Source organism: Microcoleus sp. w2-18bC1, assembly GCF_036700365.1.
In the GTDB taxonomy this organism is placed as follows: Bacteria; Cyanobacteriota; Cyanobacteriia; order Cyanobacteriales; family Microcoleaceae; genus Microcoleus.
Window position 1 is genome coordinate 56217 of record NZ_JAUBOS010000027.1, and the last position, 18391, is coordinate 74607.

12 protein-coding genes are annotated in these 18391 nt (G+C 48.4%); 6 read left to right on the top strand and 6 right to left on the bottom strand.

What is annotated here, in order from left to right:
• Positions 1 to 11 precede the first annotated feature (11 nt).
• The gene (gene hisIE, locus QT979_RS16020; RefSeq protein WP_333212666.1) at positions 12 to 662 is read right to left on the bottom strand and encodes a bifunctional phosphoribosyl-AMP cyclohydrolase/phosphoribosyl-ATP diphosphatase HisIE; all 651 of its coding nucleotides are present in this window, start codon (positions 660 to 662) and stop codon (positions 12 to 14) included.
• A 352-nt stretch (positions 663 to 1014) separates the two neighbouring features.
• Between hisIE and hemL the strand changes: the two genes are divergently transcribed.
• Positions 1015 to 2313 (top strand): glutamate-1-semialdehyde 2,1-aminomutase, encoded by a 1299-nt coding sequence (gene hemL, locus QT979_RS16025; protein WP_333035451.1) that lies wholly within the window; start codon positions 1015 to 1017, stop codon positions 2311 to 2313.
• 235 nt (positions 2314 to 2548) lie between these two features.
• Here hemL and QT979_RS16030 read toward each other — a convergent pair whose 3' ends face one another.
• Positions 2549 to 2950, bottom strand: coding sequence for a biopolymer transporter ExbD (locus tag QT979_RS16030; RefSeq protein ID WP_333310975.1), 402 nt, complete (start codon positions 2948 to 2950; stop codon positions 2549 to 2551).
• Entirely contained in the window at positions 2934 to 3593 is a 660-nt protein-coding gene (locus tag QT979_RS16035) for a MotA/TolQ/ExbB proton channel family protein (protein WP_333310977.1), read from the bottom strand. Before QT979_RS16035 ends, QT979_RS16030 begins: the two co-directional genes overlap by 17 nt.
• A gap of 780 nt (positions 3594 to 4373) precedes the next feature.
• Between QT979_RS16035 and QT979_RS16040 the strand changes: the two genes are divergently transcribed.
• The 3 genes from QT979_RS16040 (at position 4374) to QT979_RS16050 (ending at position 9603) form a co-directional block, all read left to right on the top strand.
• Positions 4374 to 5969 (top strand): TonB family protein, encoded by a 1596-nt coding sequence (locus QT979_RS16040; RefSeq protein WP_333310979.1) that lies wholly within the window; start codon positions 4374 to 4376, stop codon positions 5967 to 5969.
• Positions 5970 to 6071: 102 nt separating this feature from the next.
• On the top strand, positions 6072 to 7145 hold the full coding sequence (locus QT979_RS16045) for a hypothetical protein (protein WP_333310981.1): 1074 nt from the start codon (positions 6072 to 6074) through the stop codon (positions 7143 to 7145).
• A gap of 418 nt (positions 7146 to 7563) precedes the next feature.
• Positions 7564 to 9603 carry an acylase gene (locus tag QT979_RS16050; protein WP_333310983.1) on the top strand — a complete coding sequence of 680 codons (2040 nt, stop codon included), beginning with the start codon at positions 7564 to 7566 and terminating at the stop codon, positions 9601 to 9603.
• A gap of 67 nt (positions 9604 to 9670) precedes the next feature.
• Here the strand turns inward: QT979_RS16050 and QT979_RS16055 are convergent, their stop codons facing one another.
• From QT979_RS16055 to QT979_RS16065, 3 genes are all read right to left on the bottom strand, one after another.
• A complete protein-coding gene (locus QT979_RS16055; protein WP_333310985.1) occupies positions 9671 to 10933 on the bottom strand; it encodes an MFS transporter in 1263 nt (420 codons plus the stop codon).
• Between the two features lie 181 nt (positions 10934 to 11114).
• A complete protein-coding gene (locus tag QT979_RS16060) occupies positions 11115 to 12296 on the bottom strand; it encodes a PepSY-associated TM helix domain-containing protein (protein ID WP_333310987.1) in 1182 nt (393 codons plus the stop codon).
• A 170-nt stretch (positions 12297 to 12466) separates the two neighbouring features.
• Positions 12467 to 15193, bottom strand: coding sequence for a TonB-dependent receptor domain-containing protein (locus QT979_RS16065; protein WP_333310989.1), 2727 nt, complete (start codon positions 15191 to 15193; stop codon positions 12467 to 12469).
• Positions 15194 to 15234: 41 nt separating this feature from the next.
• Here QT979_RS16065 and QT979_RS16070 point away from each other — a divergent pair, with 41 nt between their 5' ends.
• Positions 15235 to 15438, top strand: a complete 204-nt coding sequence (locus tag QT979_RS16070) for a hypothetical protein (protein ID WP_333310991.1) — start codon at positions 15235 to 15237, stop codon at positions 15436 to 15438.
• Positions 15439 to 15994: 556 nt separating this feature from the next.
• Positions 15995 to 18271, top strand: coding sequence for an AMP-binding protein (locus tag QT979_RS16075; RefSeq protein WP_333310993.1), 2277 nt, complete (start codon positions 15995 to 15997; stop codon positions 18269 to 18271).
• Positions 18272 to 18391 lie beyond the last annotated feature (120 nt).

Here is an 18391-nt window from a genome sequence, read left to right on the forward strand (position 1 = left end):
CAATAACTAATTTATTTTCGTCGATCGCCCAATTTGCGGTAAACTTCTCTTAAATCAACTTGATGGTGAGCCAAAGCAACCAAAGCGTGATAAAATAAATCCGCAACTTCTCCAGCAATCCCCTCTTTGTCGTCATCTTTGCAAGCCATCACAACTTCCGCCGACTCTTCGCCAATTTTCTTGAGAATCTTGTTGTCGCCGCCCTCGAACAATTTGCAAGTATAAGAACTTTCGTTAGGATTGTCGCGCCGATCGCAAATTACCGCAAATAATTGAGATAACATATCCCCTGGCGGCGGTGAAATTTCCCCATCAACTTGGTGAAAACAACTTCTTTCTCCCGTGTGACAAGCAATATCTCCGACTTGTTCGACAGTGATTAGCAAAGCATCGCTATCGCAGTCGTAACGCAGCCCTTTGACATTTTGAACGTGTCCCGAAGTCGCCCCTTTGTTCCAAAATTCGGCGCGCGATCGACTCCAGAACCAAGTTTGCCCGGTAGAGAGCGTTTTTTGCAAGGACTCCCGATTCATCCAGGCCATCATTAACACCGTACCGTCCAAATAATCTTGGACGATCGCAGGCACTAAACCGCGATCGTCGTAACGGATCTTTTCAATTGGGATCGATCGGCTCAAATTCGATAAATCAGTAGTAGACATAATTTTATTTCAACTTGGTAATATAGATTAACGCTTTCCTGTCGGAGATTGTTTTTTTTATTAACCGCAGAGAACGCAGAGGACGCAGAGGAAGAGAGAAGATTGAGCAAGTGATGGCTAAATTGTCAAGAACTATTTTACAAAAAATTACATTTTAGGGCGATTCCCTACGGGATAGCTTCGCTTCACGGTGCTAGTGCGACAAAGCCTAAAAAACCTAAGCTAGTATTGCTACTCATTGGTTTGTACCCTAAAATCTACTAGAATAGTTTCCTTGAATCGACCTAACCTTTATGTTGAACTGGCTATAAAATTATTCTACCAACAACAGACGTTCACTAAGGAGAAAACATTGGTTTCCACAACCTTGAAAACGACCAAATCAGAAGAAATTTTCGCCGCAGCCCAGAAGTTGATGCCAGGTGGCGTCAGTTCCCCCGTCCGCGCCTTCAAATCCGTAGGCGGACAGCCCATCGTCTTTGACAGGGTAAAAGGAGCCTACATTTGGGATGTGGACGAAAACCAATACATTGACTATGTAGGCACTTGGGGCCCAGCCATCTGCGGTCACGCCCACCCGGAAGTCATCAAAGCCTTGCACGAATCTTTAGAAAAAGGTACGAGTTTCGGCGCACCATCGCTGTTGGAAAACGTACTCGCCGAAATGGTCATCGATGCCGTTCCCAGCATTGAAATGGTGCGATTTGTCAACTCCGGCACCGAAGCCTGTATGGCCGTTTTGCGGCTGATGCGAGCTTTCACCGGACGCGATAAACTGATTAAATTTGAAGGCTGCTATCACGGACACGCCGATATGTTCTTGGTAAAAGCCGGTTCCGGCGTCGCAACTCTGGGCCTCCCCGACTCTCCGGGCGTCCCGAAATCCACTACTGCCAATACCCTCAACGCTCCCTACAATGACTTAGAAGCAGTCAAAGCTTTATTTGCCGAAAATCCCGGCGAGATAGCTGGCGTAATTCTCGAACCAGTGGTGGGGAATGCCGGTTTTATTACCCCGGATGCAGGTTTTCTCGAAGGTTTGCGGGAAATTACTAAAGATAACGGTGCTTTGTTAGTTTTTGATGAAGTAATGACCGGTTTCCGCATCGCCTACGGCGGAGCTCAGGAAAGATTCGGTGTCACCCCGGATTTGACGACTTTGGGTAAAGTTATCGGTGGCGGTTTGCCGGTGGGAGCTTACGGGGGAAGGCGGGATATTATGGGGATGGTGGCTCCTGCTGGGCCGATGTATCAAGCGGGTACGCTTTCTGGAAATCCTTTGGCGATGACTGCTGGGATTAAGACTTTGGAATTGCTGCAAAAACCCGGCACTTACGAACAGTTGGATAAGATTACTAAAAAACTGTCTGACGGATTGCTAAAAATTGCTAAGGAAGCCGGACACGCGGTTTGGGGCGGGCAAATTAGCGGGATGTTTGGCTTGTTTTTTGCGGCTGGCCCGGTTCACAATTACGAGGATGCTAAGAAGTCGGATTTGACGAAGTTCAGTCGCTTTCACCGGGGAATGTTGGAGCACGGAATTTATCTTGCTCCTTCGCAGTTTGAGGCCGGATTTACTTCTTTGGCTCATACTGAGGAAGATATCGATCGAACTTTGGCTGCAGCGCGTGAAGTGATGGCAAGTATTTAACGTGTGTAGTAAGGACTTTTGTCCTTAAAACTCAGGAATAAATAATTAAAGTCCTTGCTGTTTGTTGGCAGTAAGGACTTTAATTTTTAACTGTTTTATCAAATAAAGTCCTGAATCATACAGACTATTCAGGACTACCTTTTAATCAGGCTTACAGGCTTTTTTAGTAAATTTTCACGGGTAATTCATGTTTAAGGGTGTGAGGAAATTCAAAATTAGTAATTATAGGAACTCTCTACTTTGCGGTAGCAATCCCTAACTTAGCTCCCTTAATTCGGCGTAATCGATCCATAACTTCCACAACATTTCCGTGATTGACGCTTTGATCCGCATTCAACACAATTAAGGAGTTCTGATTTGAACCCATCACCTGTCGCACCGTACTCTCAATCTGGTCTAAGTTGACTAACTTTTTATCAACCATTAATTTTCCCTGAGCATCAATCGTGACGGTAATTTTAGCAGGCGAGTCCTGAACCTGAGACGTTGATGCTTTCGGTAAATTTACGGGCAAACCCTCGGATTTGGATAAAGACAGAGAGGAAACAATTAAAAACGTCAATATGGCGAAAACCACATCAATCATTGGCACGATGTTAATCTGGGGAATACTATCAGGTTCATCGGGTAGGCGCATAATTAGATTCTCTTGGTAGTTTTTCGTAGCGGTGACGGTACAATAACTCTAGCTGACCTCCGGCTTCCTGAATAAAAGCAATCTGCTGTAAGTAAAACCCGCGAAACATATTGGCAAATAGGAGCGTAAAGATTGCCACCACTAACCCCATTGCCGTAGAGACGAGGGCTTCGCTAATCCCAGAAGTAACGCCTGTGGCATTGCCGCCTCCGCCATCCCCCAGTTTGAGCGAGGCAAAGGTGGTAATTAACCCCAAAACTGTTCCGAGCAACCCAAATAGTGGCGAAAGACTAATAATGGTGTCAAATATTGTATTGAATCGCTTCAGGATAGGGATTTCTGCCTGAGCGCCACTCTCTAAGGCCAAACGAAATTCTTCGATGTTGGGCGAGTCTAATTCTAAAGCTTCTAAAAAAATCCGGGCCAGGGGCAAATCGCTGTTTACTTGTAACTTTTTGATGGCGGAATCGGGGTTTTGACTGTAGAGCTGTAGCACTTCTCGCACCACTCGCCGCTGCCGCCGATTTACCCTAAACCAAAAGGCAAGACGCTCTATGATCAGCGCGACTGCTGCGATTGACGAGGCAAACAGTGGCCAAGCAACAATGCCTGCGGCGCGAAAAATGTAAATGAAAGCATCCATTGATTTGTACTCTCGCTAGCTCTGTTGAGTGATCGCAAGCTGCCTAATGGTGCAATTAGCCCGATCGAAGGCTGGTAGAGTTTCTGCGTCAAGTCGGTATAAGTGATTCAGACTGCAAATTGTTTCACTCAAGCGCGATCGAAAGCGCGATCACAAGCGCGATCACAAGCGCGATCGCACTACCTGTATGTGACTATCTTCGTCTGTACCCAAAATGCTCCTACTGTGATCCCGATCGAGATCGCGACAGATTGTTCTGCCAGTGCTTCTTTGCTAAATATTTGCGTTAGGACTTGACAATTATCTTCAATAATTTAAAAGATTCTCAACTAGATTTCCACAAACTTCAGGGTTTGTCAAGTCATGAGCCACACTTTTAAATAAAAATTACCTATCAATAGAAATTATAGAATCAATTTTACTGATTAATGGATTTTTATGAAAAGCTTGAGAATGTGGAAATTTGTTGGTAGATTAGGGGCTAGAGTATTGCAGTTAAGGCATTTTGGAACCTTGCCCTACCAGAATCAGAACATTGACAGCGCCCATAAGAGCCAAGTAGACGCCCCCAAAGAAAATGCTGATTGGTAGCCTCTAGTCGCAATCTCAAAATTAAATAATGAAAATTAATTGCAAGAGTGTTGAACAGGGTGACAGTCTTCTTATAGGATGGGTAGGTTCATTATTGATAGCAAGCTCAACCCGCAGTTGGTAGCTTGTTTCGGGTGATGTCGGGGAGCCAGCGAGGATGTTGCCATCCATAAAGGAGAGTGAGAAGGCATGAGTTTTTCAAATATTTCGGCGACGCAAAGACAACAACAAGAAGAAGCTCTCAAAAAAGTTCTGGCGATCAGTCTGTTAGCCTCAACCTTACTGCACGGTGTCGCGCTGCCGTTGAGCCTCAAGTTCGTCAAACCTGCTGAATTTGAAGAGGATGCAATTGAAATTGTTGTGCTTGATGAGCCAAAAGTAGAGGAAACCAAGCCAGAGCCGACTATTCCAGAAAAGGCATCTCCCCCACCTGAGACGTTCAAACCAGAACCGCCACCAGAGCAAACTCCCGCAGAGGAGCAGCCGGTAGCGGTAACGCCACCATCAATTCCAGAGGAGCCACCGATAGCGGCAACGCCACCATCAATTCCAGAGGAGCAGCCGGTAGCGGTAACGCCACCGCCGATTCCAGAGGAGCAGCCGGTAGCGGTAACGCCACCACCAATTCCAGAGGAGTCACCGGTAGCGGTAACGCCCCCGCCGATTCCAGAGGAGTCACCGGTAGCGGTAACGCCCCCGCCGATTCCAGAGGAGCCACCGGTAGCGGTAACGCCCCCGCCGATTCCAGAGGAGCAGCCGGTAGCGGCAACGCCACCACCAACTCCGATCGAGCCTTCCCCCCCACCTCAACAGGATTTCAATTCCCCAGAAACTCCTAAAACCCCGATCGCCCAGGAACCCGAAACCCCTTCGCCCGATCCTCCAAAAAGCGAACCACCCGTTAGCGACTCCCGCCCCAAGGGTGCTGCGAGTCTCCCAGACTTTACAAAAGATGCTGGAAATCCCAACTCCTCCGACAGCCCTGAAAAAAATAACCCGCTCTCGTCATCTGCTTCGGCGGGTAGCGGGGAGCCTTCCTCACAGCCATTAAATCCTTCTTCCGGGCCATTGGCGCGATCGCCCGCGGCTGGCCCACCAGTCACAGCTACTAGGCCAGGAGGCAGTAGTAAATCTGGAAATGCGATCGGGGATCTCACAAACCCCTCCTCCTCTGATAGCCCCGGAGCAAGTGCGTCCAACTCACCATCCGGTGCCAGCAAAAATGGCGACATACCTTCTGATGAGCCATTTGCGGCTGGTTCGGGGCGATCAGCCCGATCGCCTGCGGCTGGCTCACCAGTCACCGCCACCAGGCCCGGAGGTGGCGGAAATTCGGGAAGTGCGATCGGAGATTTAGGAAACCTCCCTTCCTCTGGTAGCCCAGCAGGAAGTGCGTCGAACTCATCACCCGGTGGAGGTGGAAATGGCGGCGGGGGTTCGTCACAGCCATTTGGCAGCGGTTCCGGGCCGGTGCCAAAACCGACAAATCCCGGAATAGGGGGGAGTCCTTCGCGCCCTTTCGGCCGGCTGCCCGACACTTGCATTAGCTGCGGTAGACCTGAATATCCGATCGCAGCCAGAGAAGATGGGCGGGAAGGCGAAGTGGAAGTCGTGTTTGACATTGACCCCAACGGTAAGCCATTCAACATCAAGATCTCGACTCCTAGCAAATACAACGACTTGAATAAGGCAGCGATTAAAGCAGTAGAAAAATGGAAACTTGCCTCATCAGAGAGTGGCATTCAAGGAGAAAGAGCATCCATTACCTTCCGGCTCACTGACTAGGGATTTTTTTGAGACTCTAGCAATTTGGCTGGGAATTCTATAGCACCGTCCCAGGAATAGCAAAGTTAAAAATTGAATTTTTTGTGAATTATGAATTTGGGAATGTCGTCAGCAATATTAAGTAAACTTCAGCGAGTTGGACTCGCTCTCTTACTTGGTTCCAACTTGGGAATGGCTTTGTTGTTTGCCAACCCTCACAGCGCAATGGCAGGAGTAATTACTTTACCCGATGGCGGACGTTGCGAGGGAGAATTGAGTGAGGGAAAACTCAGCGGCCCCGGCAGTTGTCAATATGCCAACGGCGATCGCTACGAAGGCTCTTTTCTCAACGGCAAACCTCACGGTCAAGGCATCTATACCTTTAAAGAAGAAGGTCGATACCAAGGAGAATTTGGGGATGGGGAATTCAACGGTAAAGGTGTCCGCGAATTTGCTAACGGCAACCGCTACGAAGGCACTTTTAAAAACGGTGAGTTCGACGGTACAGGCACTTTTACATCAACTAACGGCATTCGTTACGAAGGGTCTTTTACGAGTGGTTCTCCCAGCGGTCGAGGGGCTTTTACGTTCAGTAATGGCACTCGTTGCGAAGGAGATATTAAAGAAGGAAAAGTGAACGGCAAAGGCGTCTGTCAATATGCTAATAAGAACCGCTACGAAGGAGAGTTGCTGAATAACTTGCCTCACGGACAGGGAATTTATACCTTTGCTGAAGGAGGTCGTTATGAGGGGCAATTTAGTGAAGGGCAGTTTCACGGTAAAGGGGTTCGCGAATATCCGAACGGCAACCGCTATGAAGGAGAGTTTGTGAAGGGCAACCTTCAAGGTCAGGGGTTGTTTACTTTTAAAGAAGGGGGACGTTATCAAGGGCCGTTTGACAATGGAGAATTTAGTGGTGAAGGTGTCCGTGAGTTCGCCAATGGAAATAGCTATAAAGGCGCTTTTGTCAAGGGTAAGATGAGCGGAAAAGGAGTTTACATTTTTAAGAATGGCGATCGCTGCGAAGGCGAATTTAGCGATGGTCAGTTCAATGGCAAAGGTACTTGCATTTACGCCAATGGCGATCGCTATCAAGGTGAATTCCTCAACGGCCAGAAACATGGGCAAGGTTCTTATCTATATGGAGATGGAACGAAGGTAGAGGGAAATTGGCAACAAGGTCAACTTCAAAAATAACTTTATAACCTATTTCTCCCTACTTGTTTACCCCCCCTCCTCACCAATGACATTAATGCGCTTTACAGCCGACACACCGGCGTTTTATAGCGCTTTTTAAGTTGGTGAGCGTAGCGGAGGGCTTTTAATTTCACATCCGATTTACACAGGGTCTTTTTTCGGATTTTCTGGATTGCTGGAAGAAGAGTTATTTTTTTTAACTGCATATCGACGCCGATAGACCTAGATACCTTACGTTTTTAGGCAACGGATTTGGTATAAATTTCTCCCTTGTTCTCCATAAAAGGGCTTTAAATCCTCCGCGTTTTGTTCATGCAGCTTGTTGAAAAGGCTGCCATGTCTCAGTTTAACCCTAGCCAATTAATTTTCAGTGTTTATACAAATAAAAAAACAAAGCCGACGGATTGTCTCCTTATTAATGAGTTTTATCTTAGTTTTGTTCCTCAATAATGGGGTTCAATCCGCGCCTGAAACCAGTAATCAAATTCTTTGGGATACCTATGGAATTCCACATATTTACGGAGAAAATAGTAAAAGCCTTTTCTACGCTTTCGGGTGGGCGCAGATGCAAAGTCACGGTAATCTGATTTTGCGTCTTTACGGGCAAGCTAGGGGGCAAGCTGCGGAATTTTGGGGCGAAGATTATCTAGAATCCGATCGCTGGGTGCAAACTATGGGAATTCCTAATCGCGCCAATGCGTGGTATGAAGCACAAAATCCCATTTTTCGCAACTATCTCGATGCTTTTGTTGGTGGAATGAATGCCTATGCAAAAGAACACCCAGAGGCGCTCACCGAAGAATTAAAGGTAGCATTGCCCCTCAAACCGATAGATGTATTGGCACACGCGCAGCGCGTCATCAATTTTACTTTTGTAGTCGATCCAGAGCGCCTTGAAAATATCGCTGAAAATGACACCCCCAAAGGCTCTAATGGTTGGGCGATCGCTCCTTCGCGTTCTGAAAGCGGCAATGCCATGCTATTGGCAAATCCTCACCTTCCTTGGGCGGATTTATATTTATGGTACGAAGCGCAACTGATTGCCCCAGAAATTAACGCTTACGGAGCGACTCTCGTCGGATTTCCTGTATTAACGATCGCCTTTAATGACAACTTGGGATGGACTCATACTGTCAACACTCACGATGGCTGGGATGCCTACGAATTGCCCCTCGCTAACGATGGCTATCGCTTCGATGGCGAAGTCCGAAAATTTGACAGGGAAGAGAAGGTTTTAAAAGTCAAAGAAAAGAATGGGAATTTGCGATCGGAATCTCTAGTCGTGCGGCGTTCTGTTCACGGGCCGATTATCACAGAAAAACAGGGCAAAGCGATCGCCCTGCGCGTTGTCGGACTCGATAAACCAGCAGCCCTTCAGCAGTGGTGGGATATGGCACGCTCCAAGACTTTTTCTGAATTTGAAGCCGCTTTAAAGCGCTTGGAAATTCCCATGTTTACCGTCATGTATGCCGATCGTCAGGGGCATATCATGCACTTGTTTAACGGTCAAGTTCCCATACGCAAAAAAGGAGATTTTAAATACTTGTCAGGCACGATCGCAGGCAATACGTCAGAAACTTTGTGGACCAAAAATCATCCCTATGCGGATTTGCCGCGCGTTGTCGATCCGCCCAGCGGTTGGTTGCAAAATACCAACGATCCTCCTTGGACGACGACGTTTCCGATCGCGATCGCACCGGATAAATATCCCGCCTATATGGCACCGCGTGGCCCGATGGATTTGCGATCGCAGCGATCGGCAAAAATGCTGTTAGAAGATGAAAAAATCTCTTTCGATGAATTGATTCAATACAAACATTCCACTCAGGTAGAACTCGCCGATCGCCTCCTTGATGATTTAATTCCCGCCGCACGGCAAGGCAGTGAAAAAGCGCGCCGCGCTGCGGAAGTTCTCGCCACTTGGGATCGGAAAGTCGATGCAGACAGTCGCGGTGCGGTGCTGTTTGCCTTTTGGAAAAAAGCGATGGATGCCGATCGGTTATTCGCTAAACCTTGGAGCGCAGATGCGCCGCTAACAACGCCAGACGGGTTGGCAAATCCTGCGGAGGCGGTGCGGGTGCTGGAAGCGACAGCAACCAAAGTTGAGGCGACTTATGGCACGTTAGATGTGGCATGGGGGGAAGTCTTCCGATTGCCTGGGGTGGCGAATCTGCCTGCAAATGGAGCTGACGGTGCTTTGGGTGTATTTCGCTCAGTATGGTTCGCTCCTGGGAAAGACGATCGCTTTCAAGCGGTTGCGGGCGATTCTTTTGTCGCTGCGATTGAGTTCTCGAATCCGGTGAAAGCGATGGCGCTAAACAGTTACGGCAACGCCAGTCAACCTGGTTCGCCCCACGCCGGCGATCAGTTGCAGCTTTTTGCTCGCAAGGAATTGCGCCCTATATGGCGATCGCGATCTGAAATTGAAGCTCACCTGAGTTCGCGCCAGAAACTATAGGAGAAGGAAGAAGGAAGAAGGAAGAGGGAAGAGGGAAGAAGTTAAAAGACCTCTTTCCGTTTCCCTTTTAGGCATCGCGCAGCAGCCGGCAAGCATACCCACCGACTGCTACGAGCAATAAGCCCAGCGCGGAGATAGCGTATAACAAAGCCATCCCAGCACCGGCACCTGTCCCGATAATTGGGCCGAAAATAGCTGCTAAAAAACCTCCCGGTTGCATGGCGGGTTCAAAGACGCGATCGGCAAGTGGGCCTGCGATCAATAAACCGATCGCTGACGCCAATTGCACGATAACTGCTCTGGTAGCAAAAACACGCCCCTGTACTTCTGGTGCGACTTTCGCCAACCACATCGCCTCGTTGGAACTGCCGAGGATGGGGAAATTGAAAGACGAACAAAATTGAGCGGGAACCCAGATGGAAAGCGCCTGGCCGAAAGCAAAGACTATTTTACTCAAGCCGGCGCCTGCCATGCCGAGCAGAAAGCCCTGGATTCGGCGTTTGGGCCCGCCCCAAATACTGACGATCGATGCTCCTAAAACACCGCCGGCGCCGGCGGCTGAAAGGATAGTACCGAGGATTCTGGCATTGTTGCCGGTGCGTGCCAGTATCATCGGTGAGTAGAGGGCCGCGCCGATGTCGTGAGCGAACCAGAATAGCGAAACGGACACCAGCAAGGCAAGCAGGCTGGGACGATCGATGATGTAGCGGAATCCGAAGCTGAGTTCTTGCAACAGGTGAAAGCGAGTCGGCTGGGGATTGGAGGCGATCGCGGGCTGGGGTATTTTGACACATACTAGCGTGCCGATCGCTATTGTAAAAGTTGCCAGGTCGATCGTAAAAATCCCGCCGGGCCCAATCGCAGAATAGAGAATCCCCGCCAGCGTCGGAGCGATAATACTCGCGCCGTAATTTGCCAAAAAACTTAAACTGCTAGCGCGGCTGTAATGCTTTTCTGGCATCATTGTGGCGATGGCTGCTGAGTAAGCTAACTGCTGAATTTGGTCAAAAATTCCGTTAATCGCAGCCGCTACATATATATGCCATAGTTGCAGGTTTTGGCTGAGATAAAGTAATAGGATAGCGAGCGTTAACAGAGCTGAAACTGCATCACCGATCGCCATCAAAAATTTTCGATTCCAGCGATCGACGAGAATGCCAGCAACCGGAGCAAGCAAGATGCGCGGCAATTGAGTAAAAAACATCAACAAAGCCAAAGCTGTCGCTTGACTGGTGGACTCCCAAATCCAAATAGTCAGCGCAAACGCGGACATAGCGCTGCCAATCATCGAAGCAGCTTGTCCGAGCCAGAGTTGAATAAATTTTTGCATGAAATAGGCGATTGATAGGATTTAAAATTCAGAGGATAGGGGTTTTTAGGCAGGAGAATGACCGAAAGCATCCAGGATACAAGCCCCCGGATTCATCCGTGGGGTCAATGCTTCAATCTAAAATTTAAAATCTAAAATCTAAAATCGATTGACATCCGTATAAAACCACAAATTGCTCTCATTAAAACCAAGGCCATTGCTGGCTAAGGGGAGATAATTCTTCATATTGCTGTCTCGCCTCCTTGCGGTAAAATTTCACCAAATGCCGCTGTCGCCACATCAGTACGCCCGTAACAAACAGTACAAACGCTGCTAATCCTGCGATCGCGTGTACCAGCCGCAAGTAAATTCCGCCATAGCTGCCAATATGTAGCGGATAAAGCGAGTTGAGAATTCGATTTGCTACAGAAGCTGAATTTACACTGTCAGCCTGCAATATTTCGCCACTGTATTGATCGAGATAAATTGTGCTAACCCCGTTTGGGTGCGACTCATTGGGAAATTTTTTCCGTACTTTAAAAATTGCTTCAGGCGTCAAAGGCAGAGAAATAAAAGTGGTTGTAGCTTCCGGCCAAACGGTATTAACTTGGTGTAATATTTCATCAAGATTTTGCCTAGAACTGCTAGAGTGGGGATGAGAAGCCAAGGCGGGCTGTGGCTTTTCATTGGTTAGCCAATACAAAGTCGATTCAACCTGCGCGTAAAAAATTATCGCTGTCCCTGTAGCGGAGATCAGTATGAGAAAAGCGACTGATACAATGCCCGAAACGTTATGTAAATCAAAGACAGTCCGCTGCCAGTGAGCTTTCCAATTAATAGAGAATCCACGAGCCAAATTGCGCCAACCACTCCACAATACTAAGCCCGTAAAAGTTAGTCCTAGCATTACTATACCGCAAATACCTACAACATGATGACCGAATTCTCCTCCCGCTAATTCTGCGTGCAACGTAAAAATAAAACCTGTAAAAGTTTCTTTCCAAATGCGCCCGCCCGTAATTTTTCCACTGTAAGGATTGACATAAACGCTAACTATTTCCTCACTCTTTGACAGCATAGAAATTTGGCAAACTTCCTTCGCTGAGCGCGGCAGCAAGATACTAAGAGCTTGATTTTGCGGATAAGTTTTTTCCACAATTTGCAGGACATTTTCCAGCGGTATCCGTTCGGCTTGAGGAATTACTTGCAGGAGTTGGGGATTGAAGAACCGCTCGATTTCGGGGCCGAAAACCAGCAAGCTGCCCGTTAAAGCAATTACTGCTAGAAATATTCCTACTACCAACCCCAAATACAAGTGCAGTTTGAATGCGAGTTTGCGGAACTTCATCTCGAAATTTTTATCAAAGCCGTTAACTGTTCTCATTAAGGTAAAACCGATAGTCCGACAAGGAATTAAACCCCGCTTAGGACTGGCGGACTAGCGGGTGGGCACGAGGACTGACAGACTAACAGCTTAAATTGACACCAATGGGTTATTGGAGTGTCCCTACGGGGGATATTGAATCTACCTCATAAACCTGCAATCTGCTGTAATTACCAGTTAAGGCGGTAATTAACACTGAGAGTCAAACCTCTGCCTGCATAATTAGAGCTGTCCGATCCAAATCCAGCTAAGTATTGGGAGATCACGGGAAAATATTGATTATTCAATAAATTCTCAACTTTGACTTGTAGCAGCCCAGAGCCAATTTTAACCGCGCTGACGTAATCCAGTGTGAGATAGCTGCTAATCGGGCCGCCATCCGAGCCGTCTTTGAAGGCTCGATCGCGATTTCCAGAATATAATAACTGTAACCGATTGTTCCATCCCGGCAAAGTTTCGTTTTGAACATAAGCTGTTAGCTTGAGCGGGGGAATTCGGCTGCTATCGAGGGCGAGGTAACGGTTGTCCTCCTCATATTCGCCTTGAATATAAGTAGCAGTCCCGCCGAGCGACCATGCTTGTGCAGGTTGCCAATCCACAGTCCCTTCTAAGCCGTAAATGCGTTCTGGGGCGCGCTGTAGTTCCAGGCGACCTGTGTTGCCAACTGGTTCAAAACGGACTCCTAGATCGGAGGTATTGTAAAAAGCGGCAAGCGACATTTGCACGGATGACCACCCTCCTCGAATGCCAATTTCGTAGCTGTTGACTTTTTGCGGTTGAGTTACTTCTAACGAAGATTCAATTCCGACAAAATCGTCGGGGGGTTGGCGGAGGATGCGGCCGAAATCTGGAACTGAGAAACCTTGAGAAAAGTTGCCAAATATGTTGAAGGTGTCAGTAATTTTATAGACAGCCCCTGTATTAAATAGGGTGGCGTTAAATTTGCGATCGCCTCCTTCGATCTGGCGCTCATTAAAAGTCGTATAATCATTGACGTTTAACCCGAGGCGTTCGTGACGTATCCCACCACTTAAAATGACGATATCGTCAATATTCCATTCCATTTGACCGAAAAAGCCAAGGCTGTTGAAAGTGTAAGGAGGGACGAAAGGACGATCGGAGATTTTCCGGTAAACCCGGCCGCCACTTGCGTCAAATCTCTCCGGGTCGTACAGGTCGAAACGCTGTCTGCTATCTTCAGTAACATAGTCAGAACCCCAAGTTAATCGAAGATTTTCGGCACGCGATAAAGGAGTGGTGATCGCAAGCCTTCCTCCTATTTGTTCGGTGTTGGTGCGCGAACGAGCAACGCCGACAAACGGGCCAAAGAAATCGGACGTGCGAAAATCAGAAGGAACACCTACATTGGAATGCGTTCGATAGTAGATTTGACTTTGAAGGCTGCTGCCAAAAAGGTTTGGGTTGGTGTAACTTAGGTTGAGAAGTGTATTCCTATTTCCCGGTGTTTCCCCGGCGATATCCAACTCTCCGGTTCGGATGGCGCGGGCTTTTTGCCGTCCTTCCTGTTCGTCAACACTAAAGTCTGGAATTACATTGGGATCTTGAGTTTCCCGATAGTGATTGACAGTTAGTTGCAGCCGCTGTTCGCTGCCCAAATCTACCCCGACTTTGCCCATGACGTTGAAGAGGGTGCTGCTATCTCCGCCGAGTTCAAAAAAGGGAATGCGATCGCCTTTGGCATCGTAAAAAGCTCCACTTCTGGCGAGCGAGACAGTGCCGGTCAGATCGAAATTACCCGTTCGACCAGAAATCGTCTGCTGAGCGTTAAAGCCTAAAGCATCTCTTGTGTTTGTTAAAGCGCTACTGACGCCCACTTCAGTAACAGCAGTTAGCCTTTCCTCAGTTGGCCGACGAGTAATAATATTAATCACGCCACCTGTAGCCTGAGCGCCATAGATTGCGGTAGACCCCCGCACTACTTCAATGCGCTCGATCGCGCTGGGATCGATGTTTCTAAAATCTCTGACAAAAGATTGAAGATTGGTCGTTTGCGGCACGCCGTCAATCAGAACGGAAACGTCGCGACCCCGCAAAGTTTGTCCATAAGTGGCAGTAGTTTGAGTCGGGGGCGCGAAACCGGGAACCTGAGTTGCCAGAGCTTCCCCGACATTTCTCGATGCCCCTGTGTCCCGCTGAATTTCTTCTGAGTCTATCACCGTTATAGAGCGCGGCACGTTTGTCACTCTTTCTGAGGTTCGTGTTGCAGTGACGACGATTTCAATCGGGTTTCTCCCCGCCTGTGGTGTCCCTGGTGGCTGGGCTGTAGGCGGCAAGGGTTCTCCGGGTGTCCCTGGTGGCTGCGCTGTAGGTGGCAAGGGTTCTCCGGGTGTCCCTGGTGGCTGCGCTGTCGGCGGCAAAGGTTCTCCGGGTATCTCTACCGGCTGCCCTGTCGGTGGCAAGGGTTCTGCGGGTGTCCCCGGCTGCTGTGTTGTAGGAGCAGGTGCAGGCGGGCGAGCAGTCATCTCCGAGGTGGGTTTTAAGCTGAGAATCAGACCCGCAGCGTTAGGAATCACCCGTGCCACTGGTTGACCCCTCTCGCCAATGACTTTGATTCGGATGCTGTTGTTATCTAAAGGAGTAACGGTGACAGAAGCAATTCCGGCAGCAGGCTTGTCTTGACGAAACTCATTTCCCCCCGGTAGTCGCAGTTGAGCGGTGATGACATCAGCTTGTAAAGTTTCGCCAAAGCTGGCGCTGAAGACTTGCAGGGGTCTTCCATCTTCAGTATCTAGGATGATTTCAATGCCTTCTGACGTGGGGTTGAGGCGAACGCTCGTCACCTGCGCGATGTTGGAAGCGCACGTCGGCCCAGCGACTAACGCCGACACGACTCCTGCCAGCCCAAGGCTATTTAATAATTTCTGCGATCTATTCATTACTCTTGAATCAACAATTGATAGAACTTCGGATATGTGGTTTGCGTTGCTTACACAACATGATTTGTGGCAGCGTTGCTGCTCTTCTGGGCAGGAGTGAAACTAACCTGCAGAAGATACTGCCCAGTTGTCGGGCCCAGTTCGATCCGATTCTCCCGTCGCTAGCAGCCTTTGTCTGGCAGGAAGCGCGTGAGGGCGAAAGCTTGAGTCCGGTGGCGCTCTGGACGATCGCCCACGGTTGGTAGCTTCCTCGGTTAAAGGAAGTAGTCGCTGGGGTCTTAATGAGAAAGTGACTTAATTAGATAACAGAGCACTTGCATCTGTCAAGAGTTAACTAATGAAAACTAATTTCATTTCAATATAGGGGGTGTGACCCCTCTCGCTAGTTGTGTGCCACTTGTTTATTATGTTTGCTGTCAGGGCTAGACAAACGATCGCCTAAAATGCTATGGCAAGAGTTAGAAAAGATTGTCATATACGAAATGATAGGAGTCAACAAACTTGCAAACAACTCTTGACAATTAATGTCATCTAACCTACTATGCTTAAAGTCGATAGCCGTAAAGCCCCTGAAGCTGATATCGAAGCTGGCTCGGACTGAAATCGCCCCGGAGCCTGCAGCCGAACAGCCCGATCGACAAAAAAACGTGAAAACAAGCGCTAATACCCGGATTGAAGACTCAAACGCGCTGATGGGAGACTCGTAACGCCCGACAACTGTTCACAGAAAGTCTATGTGGAAAGAATTTGGCGGAACTGGTTGGCGTACTGCAAACAAGATTTATTAGGTAAAAAGAATCGATGAGTGACGCAAACATTAAGGGAAACCAACTCACCGAAAGTTGTACGAATTTAGTAGAACTCCTACAAAACAGAGCGTTACACCAACCAGAGCAGAAATATACATTTCTGTCAGACGGAAAAACTGAAACCGCCAGTTTGACTTATCGAGAGTTAGATGCGATCGCCCGATCGCACGCCGTGCGACTTCAGACATTGGGAGTCACTGGCGAACGAGCCTTACTGCTTTTCCCGCCAGGATTGGACTATCTCGCCGCCTTTTTTGGATGCTTGTACGCCAAAGTGATCGCCGTTCCCCTCTATCCGCCGAAGCTGAAACGGAATTTAGCAAAAATTAGTGCGATCGCCAAAGACGCAGGAGCAACAGTTGCGATCGCTCCCGCGCGACACCTGGAAAATTTAGAGCAGCTATGCGAGCAAGCGCCGCAACTCAAAGCGATGCGTTGGCTGAGTGCAGAGGAGCTTTCCGATGACGGCGAAAAGTGGCAGCAGCCACCCATCCATCCCGACTCGGTGGCTTATCTTCAGTACACTTCGGGCTCAACCTCCACCCCCAAAGGCGTAATGGTGAGCCACGCAAACGTTTTGTACAACATCGAATATATTCACCGAGGCTTTGACCACGATTCCGAAAGCGTTGCGGTAACGTGGCTCCCCCCTTTTCACGACATGGGGTTAATTGACGGATTGCTCAAACCTTTGTATCTGGGAATTCCCTCTTACTTCATGCCGCCAGCGGCGTTTATTCAGAACCCGATGTGCTGGTTGGAAGCGATTTCGCGCTACAAAGCTACCCACAGCGGCGGGCCAAATTTTGCTTACGACTTGTGCGCTAGCAAAATAAGCAAAATCTTGGGCGATGACCAAAAAATGCTCGACTTGAGTAGTTGGCGCGTGGCCTATAACGGCGCAGAACCCATCCACAAAGAAACCCTAGAGCGATTTACCAAAGCTTTTGAGCCTTGGGGTTTTCAGGCGGATGCCTTTTGTCCTGCTTACGGAATGGCAGAAACCACGCTAAAAATTGCCACGGTTCGCAGCGGCGCAACACCGACTTTCTTACCTGTTGACGCTGGGGCGCTGGAAAATAATCACATTGTAGAAGTTGTCGGAGGCGAGCGTGGCGCGAGAACTTTAGTCGGCTGCGGTTTCCCTGAATTTGGCACTAAAGTTGCGATCGTCAATCCCGAATCTCTGACGCAATGCCAGCCGCAGGAAGTCGGAGAAATTTGGGTAGCTGGCGAAACAGTTGCGCGAGGCTATTGGAATCGCCCAGAAGACACAGAAAAAACCTTTCAAGCATATCTTTCAGATACCCGCGAAGGGCCATTTTTCCGAACAGGAGATTTAGGCTTTTTACGCGACGGAGAACTGTTTATTACAGGGCGACTCAAAGATTTGATTATCATCCGAGGTCGCAATCTTTACCCCCAAGATATAGAAAGAACAGCAGAGCGGAGCCATCCCAGTTTGCGGCCGGGGGCGATCGCGGCATTCTCGGTGGAAGTCGCAGGCGAAGAACAGCTCGTTATCGTGCCAGAATTACAATCTCGCAAAGCGCCGGATCATGCCGAGGAAATTATCAGCGCCATCCGAAGCCGCATTGCTCAAGAATATGAAGTCCAAGTTTATGGAGTAGTGCTGATTAAGCCGGGAAGCATTCCGAAAACCACCAGCGGTAAAATTCAACGTCGCGCCGCCTATGCTGACTTTCTAGCTGACAATTTGGAAGTTGTCGCCAGTAGCATTTTAGAGTTAGCTGATTTGGTGGGAATCGACGATCGACTCACCCGAGAAATTCTGCTGACAGCAGAGTTAGAAGAACGGCAGTCGCTGCTTGAAACTTACCTTTGGCAGCAGGTAAACCGCCGGGGAATTCATTCCCCTGCTAATAGCCAAAGTCTGCTAAAACTGATATCTTGCACCATTGTCAAGAACGGGCAAGATGCCCGTTCCACAAAGAATGAGTTTTCTTGTGGAACAGGCATCTTGCCTGTTCCTAAACAAGTAATTGAGGATGGTGCAAGATGTGAGCTAAAGGCGACGGAAGAGGAATCTTCAACCCACTTCAGTGCCAGCGGGAAAACACCAAATATTATCGATCGACCGCTCAGTAGTTTTGGACTAGATTCTTTAAGAATTTTTGAGTTAAAAAATCAAATAGAGAGTGACCTGGGCGTTACTGTATCGGTTGCCGATTTGTTTGAGGATAGGACCATTGCTCGACTGGCAGTGCAAATTCTAGAGCAACTAACGCTCTTTCATCACTCTGGATAAAATAAAACAACGGCATACCAACTTTATCCAGAGTCTAATGTTGTATATCCACGAAACTTATTCATCATATTTAATAGTTCTAGAAATCCGGCTTTTAAGCTAGGAATATCAAAAATCAAG

What these genes read in the sequence shown, in the direction of transcription:
- hisIE (WP_333212666.1), bottom strand. Translation starts at nt 662, where the DNA reads ATGTCTACTACTGATTTATCGAATTTGAGCCGATCGATCCCAATTGAA.
- QT979_RS16030 (WP_333310975.1), bottom strand. Translation starts at nt 2,950, where the DNA reads ATGCGCCTACCCGATGAACCTGATAGTATTCCCCAGATTAACATCGTG.
- QT979_RS16035 (WP_333310977.1), bottom strand. Translation starts at nt 3,593, where the DNA reads ATGGATGCTTTCATTTACATTTTTCGCGCCGCAGGCATTGTTGCTTGG.
- QT979_RS16040 (WP_333310979.1), top strand. Translation starts at nt 4,374, where the DNA reads ATGAGTTTTTCAAATATTTCGGCGACGCAAAGACAACAACAAGAAGAA.
- QT979_RS16045 (WP_333310981.1), top strand. Translation starts at nt 6,072, where the DNA reads ATGTCGTCAGCAATATTAAGTAAACTTCAGCGAGTTGGACTCGCTCTC.
- QT979_RS16050 (WP_333310983.1), top strand. Translation starts at nt 7,564, where the DNA reads ATGAGTTTTATCTTAGTTTTGTTCCTCAATAATGGGGTTCAATCCGCG.
- QT979_RS16055 (WP_333310985.1), bottom strand. Translation starts at nt 10,933, where the DNA reads ATGCAAAAATTTATTCAACTCTGGCTCGGACAAGCTGCTTCGATGATT.
- QT979_RS16060 (WP_333310987.1), bottom strand. Translation starts at nt 12,296, where the DNA reads ATGAGAACAGTTAACGGCTTTGATAAAAATTTCGAGATGAAGTTCCGC.
- QT979_RS16065 (WP_333310989.1), bottom strand. Translation starts at nt 15,193, where the DNA reads ATGAATAGATCGCAGAAATTATTAAATAGCCTTGGGCTGGCAGGAGTC.
- QT979_RS16075 (WP_333310993.1), top strand. Translation starts at nt 15,995, where the DNA reads ATGAGTGACGCAAACATTAAGGGAAACCAACTCACCGAAAGTTGTACG.